At 43.6% G+C, this 26183-nt stretch carries 20 protein-coding genes; 8 read left to right on the top strand and 12 right to left on the bottom strand.

Annotated features, from left to right (window positions below; translation table 11 throughout):
* Positions 1-6: 6 nt before the first annotated feature.
* A complete protein-coding gene (locus IW644_RS17735) occupies positions 7-435 on the bottom strand; it encodes an organic hydroperoxide resistance protein (RefSeq protein ID WP_269918710.1) in 429 nt (142 codons plus the stop codon).
* 139 nt (positions 436-574) lie between these two features.
* Here IW644_RS17735 and IW644_RS17730 point away from each other — a divergent pair, with 139 nt between their 5' ends.
* The 3 genes from IW644_RS17730 to IW644_RS17720 all read left to right on the top strand — a co-directional run bounded on the left by IW644_RS17730 (position 575) and on the right by IW644_RS17720 (position 2365).
* Complete coding sequence (locus tag IW644_RS17730) at positions 575-1015, top strand: MarR family winged helix-turn-helix transcriptional regulator (protein ID WP_269918709.1); 441 nt, start codon at positions 575-577, stop codon at positions 1013-1015.
* A gap of 153 nt (positions 1016-1168) precedes the next feature.
* Complete coding sequence (trhA, locus tag IW644_RS17725) at positions 1169-1825, top strand: PAQR family membrane homeostasis protein TrhA (RefSeq protein WP_269918708.1); 657 nt, start codon at positions 1169-1171, stop codon at positions 1823-1825.
* Positions 1826-1849: 24 nt separating this feature from the next.
* Positions 1850-2365, top strand: a complete 516-nt coding sequence (locus IW644_RS17720) for a hypothetical protein (protein WP_269918707.1) — start codon at positions 1850-1852, stop codon at positions 2363-2365.
* Positions 2366-2422: 57 nt separating this feature from the next.
* Here the strand turns inward: IW644_RS17720 and IW644_RS17715 are convergent, their stop codons facing one another.
* The gene (locus tag IW644_RS17715) at positions 2423-3331 is read right to left on the bottom strand and encodes a hydrogen peroxide-inducible genes activator (protein WP_269918706.1); all 909 of its coding nucleotides are present in this window, start codon (positions 3329-3331) and stop codon (positions 2423-2425) included.
* A gap of 309 nt (positions 3332-3640) precedes the next feature.
* Between IW644_RS17715 and IW644_RS17710 the strand changes: the two genes are divergently transcribed.
* Entirely contained in the window at positions 3641-4618 is a 978-nt protein-coding gene (locus IW644_RS17710) for a universal stress protein (RefSeq protein WP_269918705.1), read from the top strand.
* Between the two features lie 87 nt (positions 4619-4705).
* Here IW644_RS17710 and IW644_RS17705 read toward each other — a convergent pair whose 3' ends face one another.
* The 5 genes from IW644_RS17705 to IW644_RS17685 all read right to left on the bottom strand — a co-directional run bounded on the left by IW644_RS17705 (position 4706) and on the right by IW644_RS17685 (position 11756).
* Positions 4706-5977, bottom strand: coding sequence for an inorganic phosphate transporter (locus IW644_RS17705; RefSeq protein ID WP_269918704.1), 1272 nt, complete (start codon positions 5975-5977; stop codon positions 4706-4708).
* Positions 5978-6317: 340 nt separating this feature from the next.
* Positions 6318-7034, bottom strand: a complete 717-nt coding sequence (gene phoU, locus IW644_RS17700) for a phosphate signaling complex protein PhoU (RefSeq protein WP_014948403.1) — start codon at positions 7032-7034, stop codon at positions 6318-6320.
* Positions 7035-7204: 170 nt separating this feature from the next.
* The gene (gene pstB / locus IW644_RS17695; RefSeq protein WP_269918703.1) at positions 7205-8011 is read right to left on the bottom strand and encodes a phosphate ABC transporter ATP-binding protein PstB; all 807 of its coding nucleotides are present in this window, start codon (positions 8009-8011) and stop codon (positions 7205-7207) included.
* 15 nt (positions 8012-8026) lie between these two features.
* Complete coding sequence (gene pstA / locus IW644_RS17690) at positions 8027-9586, bottom strand: phosphate ABC transporter permease PstA (protein ID WP_269918702.1); 1560 nt, start codon at positions 9584-9586, stop codon at positions 8027-8029.
* Complete coding sequence (locus IW644_RS17685; protein ID WP_269918701.1) at positions 9579-11756, bottom strand: ABC transporter permease subunit; 2178 nt, start codon at positions 11754-11756, stop codon at positions 9579-9581. The genes pstA and IW644_RS17685 overlap by 8 nt, the downstream gene beginning before the upstream one ends.
* 209 nt (positions 11757-11965) lie before the next feature.
* Between IW644_RS17685 and IW644_RS17680 the strand changes: the two genes are divergently transcribed.
* The 4 genes from IW644_RS17680 (at position 11966) to IW644_RS17665 (ending at position 17214) form a co-directional block, all read left to right on the top strand.
* Positions 11966-12472 (top strand): glycine cleavage system protein R, encoded by a 507-nt coding sequence (locus IW644_RS17680; RefSeq protein ID WP_269918700.1) that lies wholly within the window; start codon positions 11966-11968, stop codon positions 12470-12472.
* Between the two features lie 175 nt (positions 12473-12647).
* A complete protein-coding gene (ppk1, locus tag IW644_RS17675; RefSeq protein WP_269918699.1) occupies positions 12648-14720 on the top strand; it encodes a polyphosphate kinase 1 in 2073 nt (690 codons plus the stop codon).
* A gap of 16 nt (positions 14721-14736) precedes the next feature.
* Positions 14737-16299, top strand: coding sequence for an exopolyphosphatase (ppx, locus tag IW644_RS17670; RefSeq protein WP_269918698.1), 1563 nt, complete (start codon positions 14737-14739; stop codon positions 16297-16299).
* Positions 16300-16446: 147 nt separating this feature from the next.
* Entirely contained in the window at positions 16447-17214 is a 768-nt protein-coding gene (locus IW644_RS17665; RefSeq protein ID WP_269918697.1) for a substrate-binding periplasmic protein, read from the top strand.
* 51 nt (positions 17215-17265) lie between these two features.
* Here the strand turns inward: IW644_RS17665 and IW644_RS17660 are convergent, their stop codons facing one another.
* The 5 genes from IW644_RS17660 to IW644_RS17640 form a co-directional block, all read right to left on the bottom strand.
* Positions 17266-19392 carry an alpha/beta hydrolase family protein gene (locus tag IW644_RS17660; protein ID WP_269918696.1) on the bottom strand — a complete coding sequence of 709 codons (2127 nt, stop codon included), beginning with the start codon at positions 19390-19392 and terminating at the stop codon, positions 17266-17268.
* Positions 19393-19577: 185 nt separating this feature from the next.
* Complete coding sequence (locus tag IW644_RS17655; RefSeq protein ID WP_269918695.1) at positions 19578-21083, bottom strand: TolC family protein; 1506 nt, start codon at positions 21081-21083, stop codon at positions 19578-19580.
* Positions 21073-24258: an efflux RND transporter permease subunit gene (locus IW644_RS17650; protein WP_269918694.1), complete on the bottom strand. Its 3186-nt coding sequence runs from the start codon at positions 24256-24258 to the stop codon at positions 21073-21075. The genes IW644_RS17655 and IW644_RS17650 overlap by 11 nt, the downstream gene beginning before the upstream one ends.
* A gap of 10 nt (positions 24259-24268) precedes the next feature.
* On the bottom strand, positions 24269-25357 hold the full coding sequence (locus tag IW644_RS17645; protein WP_269918693.1) for an efflux RND transporter periplasmic adaptor subunit: 1089 nt from the start codon (positions 25355-25357) through the stop codon (positions 24269-24271).
* Positions 25358-25590: 233 nt separating this feature from the next.
* Positions 25591-25905: a hypothetical protein gene (locus IW644_RS17640; RefSeq protein ID WP_269918692.1), complete on the bottom strand. Its 315-nt coding sequence runs from the start codon at positions 25903-25905 to the stop codon at positions 25591-25593.
* Positions 25906-26183 lie beyond the last annotated feature (278 nt).

Here is a 26183-nt window from a genome sequence, read left to right as displayed (position 1 = left end):
GTGAAATTAGGCTAGGCTAATTTCTACTTCAATATTGCCACGAGTAGCATTTGAATATGGGCATACCTGATGGGCAGTGTCGACTAAGCTTTGTGCTTGTGCTTTATCCATATCACCTAAATCTACGGTTAGTTTAACCGCAATAGCAAAGCCTTGCTCGATAGGGCCAATTGAAACGTCACCCGTTACGCTAATGTCATCAGCTAGCTTTATCTTTTGCGATGCTGCCACATGCTTTAACGCACCAATGAAACACGCTGAATAGCCTGCCGCAAACATTTGCTCAGGGTTAGTACCTTCACCGCCAGCGCCACCCAGCGCTTTAGGCGTAGACAATTTAAGGTTTAAATTACCATCGTTGGATTTTGCTGTACCTTCGCGTCCGCCGGTTGCTGTTGCGGTTCCGGTATAAACGACTTGTTGAAGCTTATGCATAGTTGCTCTCCTCAATAATGAACTGTTAATTTACTTTGCATGCAAAGTAAATTAACACCGAACCCAGTTGCGGATCAAGTACTTTGTATGCAAAATATAAATGGTATTCAGAGACTAGTAACAATAAGGGTTAAGTGTCATGTCAGAATTATTAAAGTTGGAAAATCAGCTTTGTCATCGTTTTTATACGCTGTCGAATGCATTCACTCGCGCTTATCGTCCACTTCTTAAAGCATTAGATATCACCTACCCTCAATACGTAACCTTAATGGCCCTGTGGGAAACCGATGACATCACTATTGCTGAGCTTCTTGAAAAAACAGTGATTGACGGTGGAGCCATGTCTTTGATCTTAAAAAAGCTAGAAGAAAAGGGCTTTTTAGTCGTGATTAAAGATGAGGTCGACAAACGCGTTAAACGTGTACAACTGACAGAAATGGGTAAGGAACAGAAAGCCCTAGCAGAAGACGTCCCCGCGCAAATGCTTTGCAAGTTCAATGGTATGAGTACAGAAGAAAGTAGAACATTAAAACACCTTCTTGATAAATTGGGCGGCTGCTTCGAAAACACCGATTTATAAGTCCCTTTGTAATCTTATTGTCACCAGACTATTGGCGTTTTCTGTTAATATTTTCATATTCAGCGAACAAGTGTGCGCTATAATTGTCCAAGATATGTCGATAGATAATTAAGAGGTGCGCATATTTCTACTGATTACAAAACAGGAAACGTGATGACAGACGTAAAGGAACAAACAAAAGCTATTTCTGCCAAAGCCTACTCTGTTTTAGAAGAGTGGTTGAATAGTATTACTCACGGTATTGGCTTTATAGCGGCTATCGTGGGTTTAATATTTATGCTGTACCGCGCTGAAAATACATTAGCGCTAACCACAGCCGCCATTTACGGCTCTACCCTCATTCTCGTTTTTTTAAGCTCCACGCTTTACCATGCAATTTCGCACCAAAAAGCTAAGGGGTGGCTTAAGTTATTCGACCACAGTGCAATCTATCTATTGATAGCAGGTACTTACACACCTTTACTATTGGTTTCAATTGGTGGCGTCTTAGGTATTACCATGACCGCTATCATTTGGAGCTTAGCGATAGGTGGCGTCGCGTTTAAACTTATCGCTCAGCATAGGTTTCCAAAAGTGTCGGTAATGACCTACCTATTAATGGGATGGATTGCTCTAGGTCTTATTTACCCACTCTATGTCGCCTTGCCAGGCGCTGGACTCTGGTTACTGGTAGCAGGTGGGCTGTGTTTCAGCGTAGGCGTGTGCTTTTATGTGGCAAAAAAGGTAAAGTATACCCATGCAATTTGGCATTTATTCGTAATTGGCGGATGCAGTTGCCATTACTTTTCTATTTATTATTTCGTCGTTTAACAAAAGGTTTTAGATAACGCAGCTATGCAAGAAGCTGAGAAAAAAGAAGTCAGTACAACAGAAAAACCGAATATCGCGTGGTTTTCTTTGCGCGCCGGGCATATATGCCTTGGTAAAAAACCTGTTGAAAGTGATTTTGAAAGACTTAAATCACTTGGCGTAACTCACATCGCTACGGTGCAGACCAGTGAAGAAAATGCACCGGTTATTCGGGACCGTTCGATTGCGGCCGGGTTAGAGTGGTTATGGGTTCCTTTTTTACACCCGTCTTCTGAGTCTCCCACCGAAGATGTACATCTACATCAATACCTTCATGAGTTGTCTCAAATGCTGACTGAGGGGGCTAAAATATATTTACACTGCGACGGTTCACAACACCGCTGTAGTCTTTTGTTCTACGCACTTTGCCACTATTGTCGTGTTCCATCAAACAGCGCTTACAATGCGCTGCACAGCTTTGGCGCTAGTGCGGCAAATAATCTTAAAAGATCAGAACTCACATGGGCTGCAGAATTAGGGCATATCGCACCTAAAATGTAGACCATCAAAAACGCGCGGCGATAAAAATATTAAGCCGCGCGTGCTGTTAGACAAAAACTATTTCAATGTGGGCTTTGGCAGCAAAGGCGAGATGATTTCACCAATACGACGAAACAGCTGCATACGTGTTGTGCCTGAACGCCATACTAATCCAATCTCTCTAAACCCCTGTTCTTCTGCTGGGAAGCTTTTAAGGCCAGTGTGCTCAAGAATGGATTGATTGATCGCGAGTTCAGGTAAAAAAGTGTATCCCATTTTGCTATTCGCCAATTGCACCAAGGTGTACAGACTGCTTGCTGCCACGCTGCTAATCTGGTCGCTATGCTGAAGGTTACACGCGCTTACGGCGTGCCCTGTCATACAGTGCTCTTGCTGAAGTAGAAAAATACTCTTTTTAGGCAAGTTCGAAATATCCACAGGGTTAGGCAGTTGCTCGGCCATATCTTCATGAGCGATAAGGTGAAACGGGTCGTGCCCCAAAACCATTTGTTTACACCCAGGGGTATCCATTGGCAGCGCTAAGATCAGTAAATCTAACCTACCGTCGGTTAACTGCTGTAGTAACTTCTCTGTAGTGTCTTCCTGCATTTCTAGATTGATTTCAGGTAGAAAAGTAGAAAACGCGCCCATCATACCTTCAAATAAAAACGGCGCGATGGTTGGTATAACACCTAGCTTTAACGTGCCTCGCTGCCAGTTACCCGCATTTTGCGCGTATTCAACTAGCTCACCGGCTTCTTGGAGTAGCACCTTACTGCGCTCAACAATATCTAAACCCAGTGAAGTAAACACAAACGTTTTGTGTTCACGTTCCAGAAGCTGGCTTCCAAAGTGTTCTTCTAGGTTCTGAATGGCCGTACTCAGTGTTGACTGACTTACATTACAGCGCTGGGCAGCACGATGAAAATGTTGCTCTTGATGTAGCGTCACCAAATAGTGCAGGTGCTTAAGATTAGGCCATTTCATGGATATCTCACAATGATTAAAAAGGGATTAGAAAATATTGGATTAATCTAACATAAAGATTAAATGCAGCCTAGGGCTGTTGCTTACGGTTAACCACCCTTACAAGTTATTATTTAACACCGCGTTTGTATATTAGCTGCCTGCTTCCTTCTATAAGAAGCTTTTAAGAATTTGTCATTCCCAACTGGAAAGCCCCTATAAGTAACGTTAGGATTAAAGAAGTGCGTTAATTACCACATATTTTTACAGCGAAGTAAGACCCGCTCTTGTATCATTCAATCAATTAAGCGAACCACTATTGAGGGCAGTATGAAAGGACATTATAAAAACATTTTATGTGTGTTGAGCGACTCACATCGTCAAGATGACACAGTTGCTCAAGCACTGCATATCGCCAAAGCTCACCAAGCCTCGCTTACCATTATGCTTTCTCTCGAATCACTCCCGCCTAATGCGAGTATGGTCATGGAGTCATTCTCATACGTGGACTCTCAGCAAACCATGGAAACTCAAGCCCAGCTTTGGTTGAAGCAGCAGGCTGAAAGCTGGAGTAAACAATATGAAGTGTCGACAGCAGTAACAGTGGGGCACCCGTTAATTGATATCGTTCGCTATGTAATGAATAACAATATCGACTTAGTTATAAAGCGAGCAGAAGAGAGCTTTTTAGATAAACTGTTTGGCAGTTTGGATATGCAGCTGTTTCGCAAATGCCCCTGCCCTTTATGGGTGATAAACCACAAACCTCGCAGCCAATACAAGAACGTAGTAGCCGCACTAGATCTTAACTATCACTACCCGAACCACGAGGTTTCAATAAGACGCGACCTTAACCGGGATATACTGCGACACGCAAGCCAAATAGCCTTATTAGAATTTGCTCAACTACATATTGTTCACGTATTTGATGCAGTACCGGAAAATATAGCCCGAGATGGCTTTATTACTGTCGATAACGACAGAATGGAAACTGACCTAGCGAAAATTCACGCTGAGCGTGAACAGGAATTAGAGAAGCTACTTTCTGAACTTTCTGATGAACTCGACGACAATGTCTGGGAATACTTACAGCCTAAGAACCATATTGTGCATGGTTACCCGCGTCGAGAAATTGCAGCTACAACCACATCGTTAGATACCGATGTAATCGTTATGGGCACAGTATCTCGCCTTGGCGTGCCTGGTTACATCATGGGTGATACTGCCGAAGAAACTATTCACCAGTTAAAGTGTGCTGTGGTAGGTGTTAAACCAAGAGGATTTGAATCGCCAATCTCACGAGATTGATAAGGTTAATTAACTATCGATTTAAACTAAAAAGGCCGCGCTTCATTGAAGCGCGGCCTTTTTGCATATAACAATAAGGTAAGCTTACTAAGCTACACCAAATGCTGCCTTCAGTATAAAGAAGAAGATAATTGAAAGCAGCGCACCTGCTGGCAAGGTCACAACCCAAGACACAACGATATTCCTAACAATACCTAGGTTCAGTGCAGATACACCACGTGCCAAACCTACACCTAAAACTGCACCCACTAACGTTTGCGTAGTTGAAATAGGCAAACCAGTACCTGATGCAATAACTACCGTACACGCTGCGGCAAGTTCTGCGGCGAAGCCACGGCTTGGCGTTAAATGTGTAATACCTTGGCCGATGGTTTTAATAACGCGATGACCAAATAAAGCAAGACCTGCAACAATACCTAAACCGCCTAGTGGTAAAATCCACCAAGCCAATGTGGCGCTTGAGTTAATCTCGCCACCACTGGTAACAACACTTACTACAGCCGCAAGAGGGCCAATTGCGTTAGCTACGTCATTAGAGCCGTGGGCGAATGCCATACAGCACGCAGTTACTACCATAAGCAGAGCAAATACTTTTTCAACGTTTGCTGCCTGTAAGTCTGCATCTTCAGAACCGCTGAATTTCATACGGCCTATAAACCATTTACCCAAGAAACCCAGTGCTACAGCTATGCCAATTGCTAGCAAATAACCGTTGACAGCACTAAGTTCCAAGCCTACGTGCTTAAGCCCCTTCTTAATAGTGACAAGGGACATAACAAAGCCCGCTAATGCCATATAAAACGGCACATAACGCTTGGCATTGGCAAACGGAGAAGCGGTTTGGAAGATGAGCTTGTGAGCGCTCATAAAGATAAGGTAAGCAATGATGCCCGATATAGCCGGTGTTACTACCCAACTACCTACAATACCACCCACTTTATCCCACGCCACTGCGTCCATACTGACGCCAGTTGCCGTAAAGCCGATGATGGCACCAATAATAGAGTGCGTTGTAGATACAGGCCATCCCAACCAAGACGCTACCGCTAGCCATATTCCAGCCGCAAGTAGTGACGAGATCATGCCTAATACTAGGTATTCAGGTATGTCTATAAAAAAGGTTGAGTCGATAATCCCTTTTCGAATGGTAGACGTTACTTCGCCACCTGCTAGGTAGGCGCCAGCAAACTCAAATATCATTGCAATGATAATGGCTTGTTTTATGGTTAAAGCTTTAGAACCCACTGACGTACCCATTGCGTTGGCAACGTCATTCGCTCCAATACCCCATGCCATGACGAAACCAACGCCGGCGGCAAGGATTATAAGAATTAGGCCATAACTTTCAAAAAATTCCACGGATAATCGCTCCCGATCTAAACGCGATTTAGGCTGGACGCTACTTGAGTAAGTAGCATGATCTCTTCACCCCAAGGGTTAGAGAAAGAAGTTAAAGACAAATTGTGTTTTATCATAAGGTTCGATTAAATTTTGCACGATCTGTTCTTGGCTGCGGCGCATGATAACGTAATCGTCATAGAAGCCATAGCGAAAATCACTGAAAAACGATAAAAGTATACGGAATTATTTGAATGCGATGATAAATTCACCAAATATTGCAGTTTTATGACAAATAAATTTCGCAAACATCCATATTTAAATACCGTTACGCAAAATAATACTGACCATTTGGACAGGATTACGTCAAATCTTCCAGTTTTTGCTGCATGTTTTCCAGCGGCGTATGCCTTACATCTGTACCGCGAGTAAGATAAACCACATATTCACACACGTTTTTACATCTATCCCCAATGCGTTCTAACGAACGCATTGCCCATAAAACATCCAGCCAATCCTGCATATCGTCTGTACTTTTCTGCATTTCTGACGTGGTGTAGGACAATAACCGCTTATACTCACTGTCAATGCGGTTGTCTTGGTCGTACACTTCTAGTGCCGCTGCTTCATCCTGACGGGCAAAGGCGTCGAATGTGCCACGCATCATAGCCGCTACCCTCTCACCAATAAGCAACATGCTACTTTTAATGGTATCTGAGCTTGGCAGCTTATTGCGCGTTACTAATTTGGCAATACGTTCAATCTCATCACCCATTCTTTCTATATCGGTAATGGCTTTTGAAATGGTCATAATTAAACGCAGATCACTGGCGGTAGGATGACGTTTGGCAATAATGCGCAAGCACTCTTCGTCAATTTGAATTTCCATGGAGTTAATTTTTAAATCATTTAACACCACTTTTTCAGCCAGTGCGGCATGGTTGTGCTTTACCGCTTTTAAGGTATCCACCAGCTGCTGTTCAACTTCACCGCCCATGGTCAATACCGAGTTACGCAAGTTTTCTAACTCAATATTAAACGTACCAGAGATGTGCGTATTTAAGGCTACTTGTCGCATGGCAATTTCTCCTCGCGGCTTAAGCTTGGTAAGTAGCATTTGATTAAAGTGCTAATCATTTCCGTTTGCTCGATCTGACAAATCGCTTTGCCCTCAAAGCAGTCAAAAGAGCTGCGATGAAACACAGTATCGATGCAAAATTCCTTATATGAACAAACACTCACTTCTGATTATCCATATCGACCCGTAATGTAGTCTTCCGTTTGCTTTTTAACCGGCATAGTAAACAGAGTATCGCTGTCGGCATACTCTATCAGCCTCCCCTGATGGAAAAAGGCGGTATAGTCGCTTACCCGCGCTGCTTGTTGCATGTTGTGCGTCACAATAATAATGGTGCACTGCTTTTTCAGCGAGTCCATCAGCTCTTCAATAAAGAGTGTGGTTAAAGGGTCAAGCGCTGACGTGGGCTCATCTAACAGAAGTATGTCAGGTTTTAACGCAAACGCTCTGGCAATCACTAAGCGCTGCTGCTGTCCACCAGATAGAACATGGGCAGATTCAAATAAGCGATCTTTTACTTCATCCCACAATGCAGCTTGTTTTAATGCGCCTTCAACGGCATCGTCTAAGTGTCGGCGAACCTTCACCCCTTGAAGCTTGAGCCCGTAACACACGTTTTCATATATGCTCATAGGGAATGGATTCGGGCGCTGAAATACCATACCTACATTAGATCTAAGGCGCGATACGTTTACTTTACGGCTATTGATATTTCGACCGTCTATTATAATTTCGCCCTCATACTTACAGCCGTCATACAAGTCGTTAAGGCGATTAAAACAACTTATTAGCGTTGATTTGCCGCAACCACTTTGACCAATTAACGCCGTAATTTTGTTTTTGGGTATTCGCATGCTGATGTCATTTAACACATGCTTATTACCAAACCATAAATTGAGGTTTTTCACCTCAACTGCAGTTTGTGCTTCACTAATATCATTAACGTTTAGCGTATTGTGTTCAAACAACTTCAACATGTTATAAAACCTGTATTATCCTTTGATATAGCGTTTGCGCAGGCGCGCTCTAAGTACCACTGCCAGTATGTTTAATACAAAGACCACGACGAGTAAAAGCAAGCAGGCGGCAAACATCATACTTGCACTTTTCCCATCGGTTTGGCTGTGGAAAGCACCGTCATAAATAAGCACACCCAAATGCATAAACTGTCTATCAAGATGAAGATAAGGAAATTCACCGTCTATGGGCAGCGTTGGCGCAAACTTAACCGCCCCTACAAGCATTAAAGGAGCAACTTCTCCTGCCGCCCTTGCAATAGCTAAAATTACGCCAGTCATAATGCCAGGAGACGCAATAGGCAAAACGGTGCGCACTATGGTTTCAATTTTAGTTGCACCTAATGCGTAGCTGCCTGCTTTCAACCCTTCTGGTACACGGCGCAAGCCTTCTTCTGTAGCAACAATAACTACAGGCAAAGTCAAAATTGCCATGGTCAACGCCGCCCAAAACACACCTGGACTGCCCATGGTTGGCGCGGGTAGTGTTTCGCTAAACAATAGCTCATCAATACTGCCACCTAGGGTATAAACGAAGAAACCAAGTCCGAATACCCCGTATACTATAGAGGGTACCCCCGCCATATTACTTACGCTCACACGAATAATGGTAGTTAGCGCGGTATTGGGCGCATATTCACTTAGGTAAATAGCCGCTAGCACACCAAAAGGCGTCACAATTATGGTCATTAAAAAAACCATGAGGACAGTGCCAAACAAGGCGGGGAATACGCCGCCAGAAGTATTAGCTTGCTTAGGGGAATCGGTTAGAAACACGCCAATTTCTGAAAACACTACCTGCCATTTTTCGAATGTACTTAAACGGCTTACGAAATCCACATCTTGAATGCTTGAAATGGGGATAACAAAGGGCGCACCGTCTGCAAAACTCACCAGCAAGGTATATTCAGCCCGTGTTTTTTCCAGCGCCTCTACTCGTTTTTGGTATTCATTAAATGAAGCAACTAAGCGCTCTCTTGCCGGCGCATCTTCTACTACGTTACGTTTATCAAATTGCGAAAGCGCTTCATGTATAGGCGCAAGATGACGAGTATTGAGCGCTTCAATTTGTGCACTAATCTGTGCTACTTCTTCTATTACTGTATCAATATTATCTAGGGTTTGCGGTGGCTTAGACGGTACAACGATATACTCAGGTACCGATAAAATACGCCTACCATCTATCAGCTTAATTTCAGCGCTCTCTTTAGCAAGTCGCGTGTCACTCACCTGGCCGCGGGATAACTGAACTTGAAAACCATAAGGATGCTGAGCATCCGAATACTTAAGGGTAATGTCGTTATTTGATGGCTCATCAAAGAGGTTCGCAAGAACTGAGAACGTGGAGCCGTCTTGATATTCGCCCTTTACCGTGTAAATAGGCTCTGGCCAAAAATAAGCGGTACCGCGAAAACTAATCAGTATAAGTACACTTACCAGCGCGATCAGCAATAGACTAGTGAAAAAGGCGGTTAAACTAATGACTAGCGATTGACGTTGGACTGGATTTAATCCAAAAGATGCTTGATTAGCCATAGTACGCCCTTCTTCTTATACGCTGTCGCAATAGCTCTGCTATGGTGTTTACTATGAAGGTAAACACAAACAAAATGCACGCCGTGAAGAATAAAATTTGGTAATGCGCTGATGAAACATCAGCCTCAGGAAGTTCAATTGCCAAGTTAGCAGTGAGTGCTCGCAAACCTTCTATGAGCCCCCAGCTGGAGATTGGCGTATTCCCCGTTACCATAAGTACTATCATAGTTTCGCCAAACGCGCGCCCGAAGCCTAACATTATTGCGGCAACAATACCTGGTAGGGCAACATGTAGCACAACATACAGCAAAGTTTGTAGCCGGGTCGCTCCCAATGCGAATGAAGCATGTTTTAAGTCGTGAGGCACGCCATTGATGGCATCTTCAGCTAGCGAGTAAATACTGGGTGAAATAGCTACCCCCAACGCTAGGGCTACCACTATGGTCGTTTTTCCAATAGGACTATCTGATTCTGCCGCTAGCAACGTAAAACCATCAACCCCCATCAACGAGAAGATGAGCGATGGCGCATATTCCACACTGACAAAACCTAAAAGAAACACGCCACTGATCGCAAAAAACAGTTCTGCACCATGCCTAAACTTCTTTGGTAAATGTTCTGCAACGGGGCGCTGCACTAAAGCAACCGCGATAAGTACGAAGGGAATAACAATAAGAAAAAAGGCAAAAGAGAATAAAAACTGCTCAGCCTTTGGTGATAACCAAATGGCCGCGATAAAACCGATAAGAACACTGGGAATAGCTTCAAGGAGCTCGATGGCAGGTTTAACAATGTTGCGCAATCGGTTTTTAGCGAAGAACGCGGTGTAAATTGCAGCGCCGATAGCAACAGGTATAGCTATAAGCAGCGCTAAAAGAGACGCTTTGATACTGCCTATTAAAAGGGGGGTTAAGCTGAATTTTGCCTCTTGAAAGTCAGAGGCACTGGTAGTTTGCCATACAGTTTCTTCCGTTTCATATCCCTCGTAGTGCTGAGGTTCAAAAAGCGATGCCCACGTAGTAATACCACTTAAATGCTTGCCCTCCCACACCGACAAGGTGTTGTCAGAGTAGCTGTAAAGCTTATTCCCATACCAAATGATATTATCAGCGGTGCGTTCTATTTGTTGAGAAGCCACCACATCGCCAGACACCCTATTTACTAGCAATACACGTGCTTTGTCAGTTAGCACAGCCACTAAGTTCATACTGGCGTGCTCTGTTACCGCTTTTACTTTTTCACCCGGAACCGCTATCTGATAAGTTTGCTCAAAGGTGAGACCTTTTTCACTTTTACTGAGCACCCAGCGGGTCAATGTTTGATTTTCTGAATCCATTAGGAAGAAGGTGCGGTCTTTAGCTAAAGGAAAAATAATTGTTTCATCTAATGACCCGGATATGCCTCCCGCGATAGGAAGCAGTAAAGCGCCTTTATCATTAAGCCGGTTAAGGTAAAGGGCGTCATCTACTTGAAGCAACACACTTTCGCTGCCCGGTAACAACACTAGTCTGTCTATATTGTAAAAACGTTTATCTACCACCTGCGTAGGGCGATGCCGATTTACCCAGCGAATGAAAAAGCTGTCGTCTTGAGCGATAGAGGCTACAGCCCACTTAGAAGACAATGCCATGCTCCAGCTACTGCGCTTATTCCACTCATCTTTGGGAAGCGCGAACGTAATGCTATTCGATAGGGCTGTTTGGGGTGCATTAGTGGCAATATCCACTGCCTTACTACCTGCCAAGTTAAAAGACCTTACCGGTAAGACCCGTACCTGCGCGTTGGGAGAAACGTCGACAATATAATTCTCCCCCATCACGCTGTGAGCCGACAATCTATGCTCGCATGGACGAATATATTCGTGGTTACTTACCAGATCTTTGCCTTGGAGCAATTTAAGACCTAATCGACAGTCTGATTTTCTAACCAGCATAGGCTGGCTATTGATAATGTCACCTGCACTTATCACCTTTTCATTGTCTGGTGTTTCAACACTTAACTGATGATGTAAGGTAGGAGTGTAAGCTAGGGGGAGCGCTTGGCTTATGAGATGGGTAATAAGAATAACCAGGGTCAACAAAACAAGGCCGCCAAAGCCCGTCACTACATAGCGCGACCAACTATCTCTACGCTGGCGTTTTTTGTTTGTGCTGTTGCTGTCGAAAGTCATGGGGCTGTTTAGTCATTTTTATTTTCGAAATTCTTCTTTTTTAAGAAGAATAACCCTAAATTGCACTGGTGAGCAGTGTAAGTTTTGTTATGCTAATAGCAAGCAAAAGTTTATAGCATTACCTTCGCGCAACCTACTCGGCGCTTATGGTATTACCCTACAGGAAGACGATCAAAGTTTTTCTCTACACGCCCAATAAGGAGCTTTGCATGCAATCACTGGTTATCAGCATCATGGGTAAAGACAAGCCTGGTTTGGTAGACGCACTCGCTAAGTGTGTATATAAGCATGAAGGCAACTGGCAAGGGTCAAGCTTTGCGCATATGGCGGGTATGTTTACCGGCTTTGTAGAAGTACATGTTGCCGATGAAAATAAGCAAGGTTTAGTAGATTCGCTAGACGCCATCAAAGACTTGTCTGTTCAATCTGTTGCTGTTGCAAGCAATAAAAATGACAACACAACTAAGCTAACCGTAGATGTAATGGGCAATGACAAGACAGGTATTGTTCAGGAACTAACATCCGTACTTAACCAGTTTAACTTAAATATTCTCACTTTTGCTTCTCATTGTGAAAGCGCGCCTAACTGGGGTAGCCTGATTTTCAAAGCAAAAGCTGAAATTGCGGTAACGGAAGACTTCGACGACGGCGCATTACAAGATGCACTAGAGTCGTTAGCTAACGACTTAGTCGTAGATATTACCGCAACGCGATAAATATAGGGGCATGATTGCGCGAGGGACTATCGCAGTGTCTCAGAATCATGCCCATAGGTAACGGAATCACCGCAACGTATTATGTAGGCTTTAGTGCCAGAATACGTGTTGTCACAGTAGTGTCACTGACTGGTGGCAGTCTTTGACCATTTTTATGAACGTGAATTGAGACATTATGGATAACGACGTTTTATATTATCCCAAAGAGCTAAGCTGGCTATCGTTTAACGAACGTGTATTGCAAGAAGCCGCGGATAAGAATAACCCTGCAATAGAACGCATTCGCTTTCTTGGTATTTACTCTAATAACCTTGATGAATTTTATCGGGTACGTGCGGCAGATGTTAAACGCCTCATCACTATTGCGCAAAACGACGGGAACGAAGAAGAAGCAGAGCGCCTCACCGAACTTATGGCGCAAATACAAAAGAAAGTAGTGCAGCTTTCTGAAAAATTTGACCAAATCCATAAAGACGTCGTCAAAACCCTTGCTCGCTACAATATTCATATCCTGCGTAAAGATGACTTAGACGATTATCAGAAGCAGTGGGTACGCAATTATTTTATCAACAAAGCATTGCGCCATATTGCACCTATTCTTATTGATAAGAAAACAGATCTACTAAGCCGCTTAAACGGAAACTCCGTCTATTTGTATGTTGCGTTACGTAGAAAAGAACGCAACCCTAAATTCGCCGTTATTCAAGTTCCCACTTCTGAGATGTCGCGCTTTATGCTGATCCCTCCGCAGAAAAGCCGTAAGAAAAAGAGCATTGTTATGCTCGATGACATGATTCAGCTGTGCATTGAAGATATTTTCCGCGGTTTTGTGAAATTTGACGAAATTGAAGCGTTTTCATTTAAAATGACCCGCGACGCGGAATACTCGATTAACGAAGAAATTGACGAAAGTTTCGTTGAAAAAATGTCAGAAAGCATGAAGCAGCGTCTCATTGCTGAGCCTGTGCGTGTTATCTACGACACTGACATGCCAGAAGATATGCAGACAGATCTTCGCAAGCGCCTTAAAATTACCAAGCTCGATACCATGCACGCTGCTGGGCACTATCGCAACTTTAAAGACTTCATAGGTTTTCCAAATGTGGGGCGGGATTATCTTGAACACGCACCGCTCCCCGCTATCGACAGCAAGGCATTTTCTAAACACAACACGGTATTTGATGCGATAACCGCACGGGACATTCTGTTGTATTATCCGTATCACCGCTTCCTTCACTTTACTGAGTTCGTGCGTCAGGCCGCTTTCGACCCGAACGTTAAAACCATACGCATTAATATTTATCGGGTGGCGCGTAATTCGCGCATAATAAACTCGTTAATTGATGCGGTAGATAACGGTAAAAAAGTAACCGTAGTCGTAGAGCTTCGTGCGCGCTTTGACGAAGAAGCAAACATTGAATGGTCTAAGCGCATGACAGATGCGGGCATTCGTGTGGTCCTTGGCGTGCCAACCCTAAAAATTCACTCCAAGCTGTGTATTGTCACTCGCGAAGAACGGGGCAGTTTGGTGAACTATGCACATTTCGGTACGGGTAACTTCAACGAGAAAACCGCGAAAATTTATACCGATTACAGCTTATTCACCCGCAATCAAGAATTGGCTAATGAAGGGGTGGCGGTATTTGATCTTATTCAATATCCTTATAGACGTTATAAATTCCAGCACCTACAGATATCACCTTTAAACGCCAGAACCAAAATTCAGTCGTTAATTCGTCAAGAAATTCAGCATCTGAATCAAGGCCAAGATGCCCAAATCACCTTTAAGATTAACAACCTTGTTGATAAAGAACTTATTGATGATTTATATCGCGCAAGCCAAGCCGGGGTAAAGATCCGCGGTATTGTGCGTGGTATGTGCTCACTTAATCCCGGAATAAAAGGAATAAGTGAAAACATCGAAATCATCTCTATCGTTGATAGATTCCTTGAACACCCTCGCGTGATGATTTTTGAAGGCGGCGGCGAGAGAAAAGTGTATATCTCATCTGCTGATTGGATGACCCGAAACATGGACAACCGCATAGAAGTTGGCTGCCCGGTTTACGATAAAGGCCTTCAACAGCGCATTGTTGATATAATGGAACTACAATTTAAAGATACCCTGAAAGCGCGAGTGATTGACAAGGATCAGAGCAACAAGTACGTTGCGAGGGGAAATCGTAAAAAACTTCGTTCGCAAATAGAAATATACGACTATTTGAAGACGCTAGAAGACAATATGTAGGATATAAAATTAGTACATGACCCAGCACGAATCAGTTTTTAATGATGTGGAAACCCGCGAAGTCAGCAAAGTCGCAGCACTCGATATTGGCTCGAATAGTTTTCACTTAGTAGTAGCACGTATTGTTGCTGGGTCTGTGCAAATTCTGCATAGAGTTAAACAAAAAGTTCGCTTGGCCGAAGGGCTCAACGAAGACTACATGTTGTCTGATGAGGCAATGGAGCGCGGGCTAGCTATGCTTAAGGTAGTAGCAGAAAGTCTTAAAGGTTTTGAGCCTGACTCGGTTAGAATCGTTGCCACTCACACGCTGCGTAAGGCCCGTAACGCCCGAGACTTTATTAGCGCAGCAAGAGACATCCTTCCCTACCCTATAGAAGTGATTTCTGGTGTAGAAGAAGCGCGTCTTATTTACTCTGGCGTAGCCCATACTAATCATGCAGACGGTCAACAGCTGGTAGTTGATATTGGCGGTGGTTCAACGGAATTTGTTATTGGCGAAGGGTTCACGCCTTTGCTTTGCCGCAGCCTTCAAATGGGGTGTGTTAGCTATACCAAACGCTTTTTTGCAAATGGAGAGCTAAAACCCAAAGCGTTCAACCGCGCCATCACGGCAGCGCAGCAAGAACTTGAGTTAATCGACAATAAGTATCGCAGGCTTGGCTGGGTCCAATGTATTGGTACGTCAGGTACCATCCGCTCGCTGTTCACTCTTTGTCAGCAAGACAGACCTAATGGCCACGATATTCCGGTAACGCTTAAGAGTTTGCGCAATTTAATGAAGCAATTCACAAGCGCAGGCCATATAGACAAATTAAGCTATCCAGATTTAAGTGAAGATCGTCGTGTTGTTATTGCAGGCGGTCTCGCTATTCTTATTGCTGTTTTCAGAGCGCTAGAAATTGAAGGCTTGGTTTACTCGCCTGCCGCCTTGCGCGAGGGTGTACTCTATCAGATGGAAGATGAGCTTCATCACGCTGATATACGCGGCAGAACAGCAAGTAGTTTGGCAACCCGTTACGATGTAGATACAACGCAAGCCACCATGGTGCTTAATACAACGCTGTCACTTTTCGATGATGTGGAAAAAGAATGGAAACTTAAAGGGCGTGACTTTAAAAGTATGCTTGGTTGGGCTGCTTTACTTCATGAAGTAGGCATGCAAATTAACTCTCGGGGTATTCAAAAACACAGTGCCTATATTCTTGGCAACGTGGACATGCCTGGGTTTACTCAGGAACAACAGTTGTTGCTCGCTACACTCGTGCGTTTTCATAGAAAGAAAATCCGTACTAATGAACTCCCTACGTTCAACCTTTTCGACGAGCAGTCGGTAAAACATTTAATTGCGTTACTTCGTTTGGGTGTACTGCTTAATATTAAACGCCAAGAGGGCTTTTTACCTGATCTCGTTGTTAACGTAGAAAAGAACGAGCTGGTCATTACTTTTCCAGAAGGCTGGTTAGATGAAAAACCTATTATCTCTGCAGACTTGTTAAGAGAAGGCCACTACTGGAAGGCGCTCGATCTAAAACTTACGGTTGTACCGGATATCTCGCAGTTACATCCCACTGTAGAGTAGGCATAGTCCGTAAAACAACACTTTAATCTGAATATTTTATAGGCAAATATCGGTATTATTTGCCTAAGATCCTAGTATACTACGCATTAGCATTACCTTATTTACATCTGCGATTAGTGTTGTCTCTATAGGTTCTTAACAGTAATTATGTTTCGTAGTATTTGGATATATTTGTTGCTGATCGTACCTTCATCAGCCTTTGCTTCGCCTGACCATGTTTATTTCCTCAGCGAGGTTACCCCGCCCTATTATTGGTATGACAACAATGGGAAAGCGCAAGGGGTTAATGTAGACCTTGCTAATGCTTTAAAGCCTCTGCTGCCTTTTAGCAGTTCTCTAGCACATATGCCCTGGGCACGCGCTTATCGTGAGACACTTGAAAAACCAAACCTTGTGCTGTTATCACTATTAAAAACCCCAAAGCGAGAAAGCCAATTTGAATGGTTAGGCGAAGTAAATCATGTTCAGGCAGCACTTATTCGACTGAAGCAAAGAGACACAGCACAAGTCACTTCATTAGACGAGGCGAAAAACTTTCGGATAGGTTCAATACGCGGCTATGGTTCAGCATCTTTTCTGCAACAAAAAGGCTTTGAAGAAAACAAAAATCTAGCTCTAGTTGCCGAGCCTGAACTCCTGTGGAACTTGCTTTATATGGAACGAATAGACTTTGCACTTGCCAATTTGGAGACTGGAAAGTATGAAATCAGTGACGCTGGCTTTGACCCCAACGATGCAACGAGCGAGTATGTCATTGAAGCATTGGGAGCAAATCTTTTTGTTGCTACTGGTCTAAAGACAGAGAAAGACAAAGTAAACTCGCTAAAAAATGCACTTTCTATTTTAAAAGCGAATGGCGAGTACGCTCGAATATTAAAAAAATGGGGCCTTGAACCGATTGAATTGGAACAGTAGCCCCATTTATCTCTAGCCTTGCGAAACTAACGTTTCTAAACGTTGATTTAGTTACTCGGCTTTGGCTTTGGCATCATCAAAGTGCGCGCTGTCGTATTTTTTAAACCACGCCAAAATATTTTCCACTTTACCAATCATTCTAGAAGGTTTAGAGGCAATACCATGAGGTGAGCCGGGTACTTTCACCAGTACACTATCAACCTTTTGAAGTTTTAACGCTTGATAGAACTGCTCAGTTTCAGACATTGGCGTGCGTTTATCTTCCACTCCAGTAATCAACATGGTGGGGGTAGTTACATTGCCCACGAGCGATAATGGCGAGCGCTTCCAATAGTGTTCTACGTTATCCCAAGGCTTGCCAGGGAATTGGAAAGGTATCTGGTACAGGCCCGAATCGGCAGTCAATACCTTCGATAACCAATTAATAACGGGTTTTGCAACCACGGCTGCTTTAAAACGGTTTGTAAGTCCAATGGCATAGGCTGATGCAATACCACCTGCTGAGCCACCCGTTATAAATAAACGTTCTGGATCGGCAATGCCTTTTTCAATCAGCGCGTCTACTCCAGACATATGGTCGGCAAAGTCGTACTCAGAGCTATATTTCCCCTGAAGTAGCAGTGCAAAGCGCTCACCATAACCCGTACTGCCTCTGTGATTATCATAAAACACCACATAGCCCTCGGCTGCCATGCGCTGAAGTTCAGCGGTAAAGACGGGGCCATAAGCGAGATTAGGTCCACCGTGAATTTCTAAAATTAGTGGGTAGGTTTTCGAGCTGTCATAGTTAGGTGGCAGGATGTACCAACCTTGTATTTCTTCACCGTCAATAGAAGATTGATAGACTATTTCTTTAACTTCACCTAATTGTTTGTGACCTAAAACGTCTTCATTAAGTGCCGTAAGTTGTCGTTCGTTTTTTGTAGTGACAAACAAATCTGCAGGACGGTCTGTACGCCCTTTGGTGTAAGCGACCACATCGCCTACCGCATGATAAGTACCAAACACATAAGGTCGACCAAGGGTAGTGCCACCTAATCCACTAGCCACTGTTTTCACTCTGCCCGACAGAGACACTGTATTAACTTGTACTAGGCCACGAACTGATTGTTGAAAGTAGATACGTTTGTTGTCTTTCCAGTAAAAATTAGACACCGAGTTATCAATGTCTTTGGTTATGTTTCTTTGTTCAGAGCCGTCGCTATTCATTACATACAAATAGCTATTTTTGTACATCACTTTTTCGTCGTCACGATACGCATAAGCAATATGCTTTCCGTCCGGCGATACAACAGGTGACGACTCTCGCCCTTTATCCTGCGTCAATTGTTCAATATTCCCCGTCATATCAACAGAAAATATATCAGCCTCAACTGGTTCATACTCCCAGTTATCACTGCGGTTAGCAGAGAAATAAATCTTCTCCCCGTTCGGCGCAAAACTTAACCGCCCCTTATGATGATAATTACCCGAGGTTAATTGCCTTGCCGTGCCCCCGTCAGAAGGGACAATAAAGATATGAGTATAGGCAGGGTCAAGCACGCCTTTGCCATCGGCTTGGTAACGCGCCTTAGTGATGTATTGGAATTTAGGCGACCACTTTGCGCCTTCCGGCTTCTTCGGCATTTTAACGTCTAGCGGCTTTTCCTTTGCATCTACACTCATGGTGAAAGCAATGTATTTACCGTCAGGTGACCACGTAATGTTACTGGGACTTGAAGTAACATTGGTAACTAGCGCCGTTTGCCCCGTGTCCATCCAACGCACGTAAAGCTGAGGTTTGCCCTCTTCATTGGATAGATAAGCGAGTCGGCTTCCATCCGGTGACCAGCGAACAGAGTAGTAACTCTTTTTTGAGGAAAGTAAGGGGCGGTTTGACTTGCCATCAACCGACGCTAACCAAACATTTGCGCGGCTACTATCTGACATGATGTCGTTTGAACGACGCACATAGGCGATATTTTTACCGTCTGGAGATATCTGGACATCACTGACGTATTCCAAATTAAAGATATCTTCCGATTGGAAAAATGCATTTTTCTCTGAAGTAGCGTCATCCGACTGAGAATTTGCAAATACAGGGGAGGACAACACCAGTGCACCAAGACTCAATAGAGTCAACGCCCCCCGATTCCGCTTAATTATTTGCTGTAATCGTCCATTTTTAAAAAAAGACATAGTTCACCTTTAGATTATGGTTATTGTTCTGCCGTCTTGTGTTGGCGGTGATCGCTCAATTTTTTCATCTTACTTAAATATTATGACCTATAAGAATTAAACGTTGGAATGCTTAAAGAAGACGATAAAACAAAAAAAGGAGAGCAATTGCTCTCCTTAACAACTTTCAGCTTAGGTAACTTAATTTAGGTCGACGAAGATTGCCAGCCTCCTCCTAGAGCCTGATATAAGTCAACGAGTGCTGCCAGTTGCTGCTGACGAGTTTCTATAAACTCACTGCGCGCTTCTAATGCTTCGCGCTGCGCCAATAGCACTTCTAAATACTCACCATGCGCTGACGTAAACAAACGATTTGCGATATCAACTGACGATTCCAAGGAAGAAATTTGCGCTTTTTTAGCATCCGCACTTTTTCCCAGATTATCCAACTTAGACAAACTATTCGACACTTCTGACACCGCTTTTAGCAGCGTCAGCTCGTACTCATAGGCGGCCTGGACCTGCTCGGCACTCGCATTTTTATAAACAGCTTCAATAGCACGTCGATTAATTAAAGGAGCAAAGATATCGCCAGATAGCGAATAGGCCAGTGACTCTGGTACATTAAACAAATACCGGCTATCAAACGCTGACAACCCTACCCCTGCTTTAAGCTCTAATGAAGGGTAAAAGTTCGCTTTAGCTACATCTATATTTAAGTTCGCAGCCTGCAGCGTAAGTTCAGCCTCTCGAATATCGGGTCGGTTTTCTAACAGTGAAGCAGGCACTCCAATATTAGGCTTAACAATGTCTTCGCTAAACAAAGCGTTGCTATTTCTTTGTATTGGCTGAGGCATTCGCCCCAGCAATAGGTTGATTGTGTTCTCTTTCTCCACAATTTCTTGTTTGATGAGAAAGCGTTCACTTTCATTTTTCTTCACTTCAGCGTTAAAGCGCGCTACAGGTAAAGAAGAAGCTCGGCCATATTCTTTAAGTGTATTAATGGTATGTATAACGTTGCGCTGCAGCTTTATTGTGGCATCAATATTCGCCAGCTTGTTATCCAAAGCTAATAGTTCGTAGTAGCTACGAGACACTTCAGAAACAAGTTGAGTGATAAAGAAATTCTTACTCTCAATAGAAGCTAAATATTCGAGTGACGCTACCTTTGAAGCATCCCTGAGCTTATGCCAGATGTCCACTTCCCAAGACGCATTCAACCCAAGCTCTAAATTAGCTAAGGGGTCAGGGAATGCTTCACCTTCTCTGATATCAAGCTGCTCTTCCACCGCGCCTTCTCGCGTATATTCACCCACTTTTTCGGTTTCAGCAGCGACACCTGCAGACACGCTTGGCAAATATTCCCCTTCCCGTGCATACACCTCGTTAGACGCCATATTAATGCGCTGTACAAGTACGGCGACTTCCTTGTTATTTGCTACAGCGGTTTCAACTAACGCTGTTAAATACGGGTCGTTGAACCACGACTCCCATTTAATTTTTGCTTCACCATTACTGGAGTTATTGCTTAATTCAGTGCCCAGCTCTGTACTAAGATCAGTACTTTGCCCTGTACTTGCTCTGAACTGTTCTGGCAAAGTTACATTCGGGTCCCGAGTTTCTATTGTCGGGATAGCACACGCTTGAACTAGAAGTGCACTGCCAATCGCCATAAAAAGAGGCTTTTTCAAAAGACGCGTGTTATTTCTCATCGCTTAGCACCTCATCGTTGTAGTGGTAGGTTTCTGTAAGTGGGACGTGATCTTCGTTTTTAATTAGCGACTTACCCTCTTCTAACTTAGCGAAAAGGTAATACAAGCCTGGAATAACTATGATGCCGAAGACACTTCCGCAAAGTGTACCTCCCAGTGCTGAAGCACCAATCGTACGGTTTCCTACAGCGCCTGCACCTGTGGCGATGACCAGAGGGATAAGCCCCGCCACGAACGAAAATGAGGTCATTAATATAGGGCGGAATCGCTGTTTTGCTGCGTCGACGGCGGCTTCTGCGATAGATAAACCCTGCTGATTTTTCTGTACCGCGTATTCAACAATCAGCACTGCGTTTTTGCCCAGCAGTCCAACTAGCATTACAAGCCCTAATTGCGCGTAGACATCGTTAGCTAGGCCCATTAGGTCAAGCAGAATAAATGAACCAATCAGGCCGCTTGGCAAAGACAATATAACCGCTAGGGGAAGCAATAAGCTTTCATATTGCGACGCCAATACGATATACACAAATAGCAGAACTACACCGAATATAACGATGGCTTCATTTCCGCGTTTCGCTTCATCAAAAGATAGCCCTTCCCAACCTATGTCATAGCCTTTGGGTAACGTTGCTGCGGCAACTTCTTCTACCGCTTTAATGGCTTCGGCAGAGGTATAGCCTTTTGCGGGCTCCGCTCGAATGGCTGCAGAGGTGTACAGGTTGTATCGAGTGATTTCATTTGGCCCTTGCGTTTTAATTAGCTTCATAAATGCAGAGTAAGGCACCATTTCACCTTCCTCATTTTTAACGTAGTAGTCCATTAAATCGCTAGGGTAACGACGATACTCTGGGGCGCTTTGGGTATACACCTTGTAGAAGTTATTGAAACGGGTAAAGCCTTGCTCGTAGGTACTACCAATCAAAATGTTAAGGTTTTCCATTGCCTTACCAATTGATACGCCCTTTTGCATCGCTGCTTGATTATCTATTTCAATTTTATATTGCGGATAATTAGCCGCGTAAAAAGTAAATAGCCCTTTGAGCTCTTTACGTTTTGACAGTTCATCCATAAAGGATTGGTTTATTTCATCAAACTCTTGGTAGTCCGTCGTGTTCGTTTTATCGAGCAAACGGAATGAAAGCCCTGATGAGGCGCCATAGCCAGGCACTACAGGGGGCTCGAAGTATTCAACCACAGCGCCAAGGTGATGGGTCTTAGCCTCAAGTTCTTCAATGATTTCCTGTACCGTCTGGTCTCTATTAGCCCAGTCTTTGAGGTTAATTAGACAAGTACCCGCATTAGAACCTCGCCCTTCCGTTAAGATTTCATAACCTGCAAGTGAAGAAACCGATGACACCCCTTCTACATCAAGAGCAAGGGTTTGGAGTTCTCGCGCCACCTCATTTGTTACTTCAAGGGTACTTCCTGGGGGAGTTTGAATAATGGCGTAAATTTGCCCCTGATCTTCTCCAGGAATAAACCCGGTAGGAAGAATGTGGTTAAAACCAATAGTGCCTGCGACAAACGCAAAGAGCGACAGAATAGTCACCACGCGACGGGTTACTAACGCTTTAATAATGTTAGTGTAACCACCGGTGAGCTTGTCAAACCAACGATTAAATACATCAATAAGCTTACTGATTGGCGTGGCTTTTTTGGTATGTGTATGCGGATTTTTAAGCAGCATCGCGCACAACACTGGCGTTAATGAAAGCGCTACAATACAAGAAATGATAATAGACGATGCCATGGTGATAGAGAATTGGCGATAAAAGACGCCCACCGGCCCAGTCATAAACACTAAAGGCACAAATACTGCTGTCATCACAAGCGTGATAGCAATAATAGCGCCGCCCATTTCACCTAATACCTGCTGCGTCGCCATATAAGGCGTCAAGCTAGCGCTCTCTTCCATTTTTGCATGCACAGCTTCGACGATAACAATGGCGTTATCTACCACTATCCCGATAGCCAATACCAACGCGAAAAGGGTGATCAAGTTAATGTTTACACCCGTTGCTTGCATACAAAAAAAGGTACCGATTAAAGATACCGGGACGGCCAATAAGGGAATTAAGGTGGAACGCCAGTCTCCTAAAAAGATGAAAACCACCAGCGAGACTAAGATAAACGCTTCAAATAAGGTATGCAGTACCTGTTCTATTGATGCATCGAGAAACTTAGACACGTCATAGTTAATTTCGTATTTCATGCCTTCAGGGAAGGTTTCTTCAAGTTCTGCCATTTTAGCTTTTACTTGAGATATCACTTCATTAGCGCTACTGCCGTAGTTTTGCTTTAACACGATTGCCGCAGAAGGGTATCCATCTTTATTTGAATAGATATCGAAAAACTCACTGCTAAGCTCTACGTCTGCTATATCACTTAATTTAAGCAGTTTGCCGTCACTATCCGCTCTGATAATGATATTTTTATATTCATCAGGCTCGTCATACCGACCTTCGTAAACAAGCACATATTCTTTAGACTGCGCACTTATTCCCGAGCTTCGTCCGAGTCGGCCTGGCCGACCAATAAGACTTTGCTCATCAATCGACTCCATCACTTCATCGACTGAAATGTTATACGCTCGCATGCGATCTGGCTTTAACCATATGCGCATAGCATACTGACGACTACCCAATATTTTAGCGCTGGCAATACCGTTAACACGCTGTATTTCTGGTATAACGTTGATGTTCGAGTAGTTATAAAGGAACTTCTCATCGGCGTCTTCGTCTGTGCTGTACACGTTGATGTACATCAACATGCTTGGCTGCACCCTTTGAAGTACCACCCCCTCTAGTTGTACCAACTGCGGGAGCCGGTTCATTATCTGGTCAAGCCGCGTTTTCACGTTTATTAACGCTTGGTTAGGGTCTACATCCAAGTCAAAAATAACTTGGATAGTAGCTTCACCGGCACTTGTGGCATCAGACACAATGTACTTCATGCCCGGCACCCCATTTATTGAACGCTCAATGGTTACCAAGGATGACTTTACAAGTACATCTGCACTTGAACCAGGGTATGCCAAAGAAATTAGAACCCTGGGAGGAGCGATATCTGGAAATTGAGAAGTAGGCAAGGTAAAAACTGAAAGCGCGCCTAAAAAGATAATCATAAGGGATAGCATGATCGCCATCACCGGACGTTTAATAAATACACCAAACATACTAAATCCCCTACTCTGCCTGAAGTGCAAGTTCAGCAAACGTATCGTCAGATGAAATAAGGTTTGGCTTAATGCGATCGCCATTACTTACTCGTCTCAAACCCTCAAGAAGAATAGTGTCATCTTCTTTCAGCCCTTCTGATACCAAGAAGATGTGAGGTAACTCAGCTGCAATCTCTATATGTCGTGTGGTAAGGGTATTGTCAGCATCTAGAACATATACATAGTTCTGATCCAATATTTGAAAAGTCGCCTTTTGGGGGATGACCAGCGCGTTGGGATAGTCGACGTCGACCAGTATATTGCCTGTTTGCCCATGTCGTAACATTTCATCAGGATTAGGGAATGACGCACGCATTTCGATGGTGCCAGTATGGTTATCAAAATCGGCTTCAATGGTATCTATTACGCCTTTGTAAGGATAAATTGTACCGTTTGCGAGTTTTAACCGAACGCTCGTTCCCTCATTCGCTTTTCCGCTTTGTACATAATCTAGGTATTCAGACTCTGGTACATTGAAGTAAACCCACATTTGACTTAAATCAGACATGGTTGTGAGAAGTTCCCCCTCATCGAGCAGACTGCCTGTTCTTGCTTCTAAGTGGTCCATCTTACCGGTAAAGGGCGCTTTAATATCAGTAAATGCCAAATGCGCTTCTGCTAGTTCAACTTCAGCCTGCGCTTTTTGATATTCGGCTTCCACAACAGCAAGCTCGTTAGGTGACACTATATTTTGGTCAACTAGCGACTTGGTGTTTTTGAACTCCATTTGCACAGCTTTTGCCTCTGCCTTAGCTCGCTTAAGCTCTGCTTCGTAGATAGTAGGCACTATTTTAAACATAGGTTTTCCCTTCTCTACGGTCTGACCTTCATCAACGAAAGTAGAGGCAAGGTACCCTCTTTCCATAGCCCTTAGTTCAATGTGCTGAATGGCGCGAATTTGACTGACATACTCCTTAACAAGAACTGTATCTTTGCTTATTGGGTGCGAGACATTGAATTCTAGCGGGCCGCTATGGTGAGCTTTGTGCTCTTGATGACCACACCCAGTTAAAATAATGGTAAGAATACTTGCTGCTAAAAGCGTTTTTTTGCTCATAATTTTAAAATCGTTCTTATAGGTGTTACCTATACCCAGGCAACAGCATTAGTACGGCATAGCGAGTAATTTACTGCTCGTTTTTGTTTACCGGTCAGTTTTATTGCCGCTCGGGCTTTTTTACTCGTTAGCTATGCACGCACGAATATATCCAGCTCTGAAGAGAACTGACGTTTGTGAAAATTTTGAAATTGAAGGGCTTTTCTCTCGAAAATTAAAGCAAGAGTAAAAGCTTAGACAGCAGGTGGCGCTCTTGTAAGTGGGGTGACGTAGCTCTTTTTAGTCCAAGAGACTAAATACGGGGGAGGGTTTTCACTAAGTGAACTAATAATCGCAGCGTTACCAAACGTATTGATAACGGACAAAAATAGGTCGTCTTGCCCATTTTCTTCTGCGCTACTTTCTATTGATAGGGTCGATACGGATGCATCAAGCTGATGCTTAAACGAGATGGGCTTAATATCTTGTTTAATCGTAAGCAAGCACGTAAACAATAACAGCGCTAAACCGTAGCAAAAGCGTTGAGTATTTATGTGTTGGAAATTCACCAGTTTACTTCCAATGCTAGGCTTCAATGATATCAAGCAATGACAATGGCGCGAAATGCTACACAGTCCCCTTTTTTTTGACAACAGGCTTTGAATTGAATGCGTTAATATAAACAAAAAGAGCGCTGAATAGCGCCCTTTGTAATAAACATGACCCATCCTAAATAGCGTTGACACTTTTCAAACTTAATTTGGAGAGTGTTATGAAATCAGATAGTAAAAGAACTCAACGAGATTATTCTCTCGCTTTTAAATTGGCAGTTGTAGACCAAGTTGAA

The organism is Alteromonas sp. PRIM-21 (assembly GCF_027563165.1).
Classification (GTDB): domain Bacteria; phylum Pseudomonadota; class Gammaproteobacteria; order Enterobacterales; family Alteromonadaceae; genus Alteromonas; species Alteromonas macleodii_A.
The sequence above is the reverse complement of the archived record's forward strand: the minus strand, read 5'-3'. Positions and strand labels throughout refer to the sequence as shown.

Coding starts and splice junctions, on each gene's coding strand:
- IW644_RS17735 (WP_269918710.1), bottom strand. CDS start 435: ATGCATAAGCTTCAACAAGTCGTTTATACCGGAACCGCAACAGCAACC.
- IW644_RS17730 (WP_269918709.1), top strand. CDS start 575: ATGTCAGAATTATTAAAGTTGGAAAATCAGCTTTGTCATCGTTTTTAT.
- trhA (WP_269918708.1), top strand. CDS start 1,169: ATGACAGACGTAAAGGAACAAACAAAAGCTATTTCTGCCAAAGCCTAC.
- IW644_RS17720 (WP_269918707.1), top strand. CDS start 1,850: ATGCAAGAAGCTGAGAAAAAAGAAGTCAGTACAACAGAAAAACCGAAT.
- IW644_RS17715 (WP_269918706.1), bottom strand. CDS start 3,331: ATGAAATGGCCTAATCTTAAGCACCTGCACTATTTGGTGACGCTACAT.
- IW644_RS17710 (WP_269918705.1), top strand. CDS start 3,641: ATGAAAGGACATTATAAAAACATTTTATGTGTGTTGAGCGACTCACAT.
- phoU (WP_014948403.1), bottom strand. CDS start 7,034: ATGCGACAAGTAGCCTTAAATACGCACATCTCTGGTACGTTTAATATT.
- pstB (WP_269918703.1), bottom strand. CDS start 8,011: ATGTTGAAGTTGTTTGAACACAATACGCTAAACGTTAATGATATTAGT.
- pstA (WP_269918702.1), bottom strand. CDS start 9,586: ATGGCTAATCAAGCATCTTTTGGATTAAATCCAGTCCAACGTCAATCG.
- IW644_RS17685 (WP_269918701.1), bottom strand. CDS start 11,756: ATGACTTTCGACAGCAACAGCACAAACAAAAAACGCCAGCGTAGAGAT.
- IW644_RS17680 (WP_269918700.1), top strand. CDS start 11,966: ATGCAATCACTGGTTATCAGCATCATGGGTAAAGACAAGCCTGGTTTG.
- ppk1 (WP_269918699.1), top strand. CDS start 12,648: ATGGATAACGACGTTTTATATTATCCCAAAGAGCTAAGCTGGCTATCG.
- ppx (WP_269918698.1), top strand. CDS start 14,737: ATGACCCAGCACGAATCAGTTTTTAATGATGTGGAAACCCGCGAAGTC.
- IW644_RS17665 (WP_269918697.1), top strand. CDS start 16,447: ATGTTTCGTAGTATTTGGATATATTTGTTGCTGATCGTACCTTCATCA.
- IW644_RS17660 (WP_269918696.1), bottom strand. CDS start 19,392: ATGTCTTTTTTTAAAAATGGACGATTACAGCAAATAATTAAGCGGAAT.
- IW644_RS17655 (WP_269918695.1), bottom strand. CDS start 21,083: ATGAGAAATAACACGCGTCTTTTGAAAAAGCCTCTTTTTATGGCGATT.
- IW644_RS17650 (WP_269918694.1), bottom strand. CDS start 24,258: ATGTTTGGTGTATTTATTAAACGTCCGGTGATGGCGATCATGCTATCC.
- IW644_RS17645 (WP_269918693.1), bottom strand. CDS start 25,357: ATGAGCAAAAAAACGCTTTTAGCAGCAAGTATTCTTACCATTATTTTA.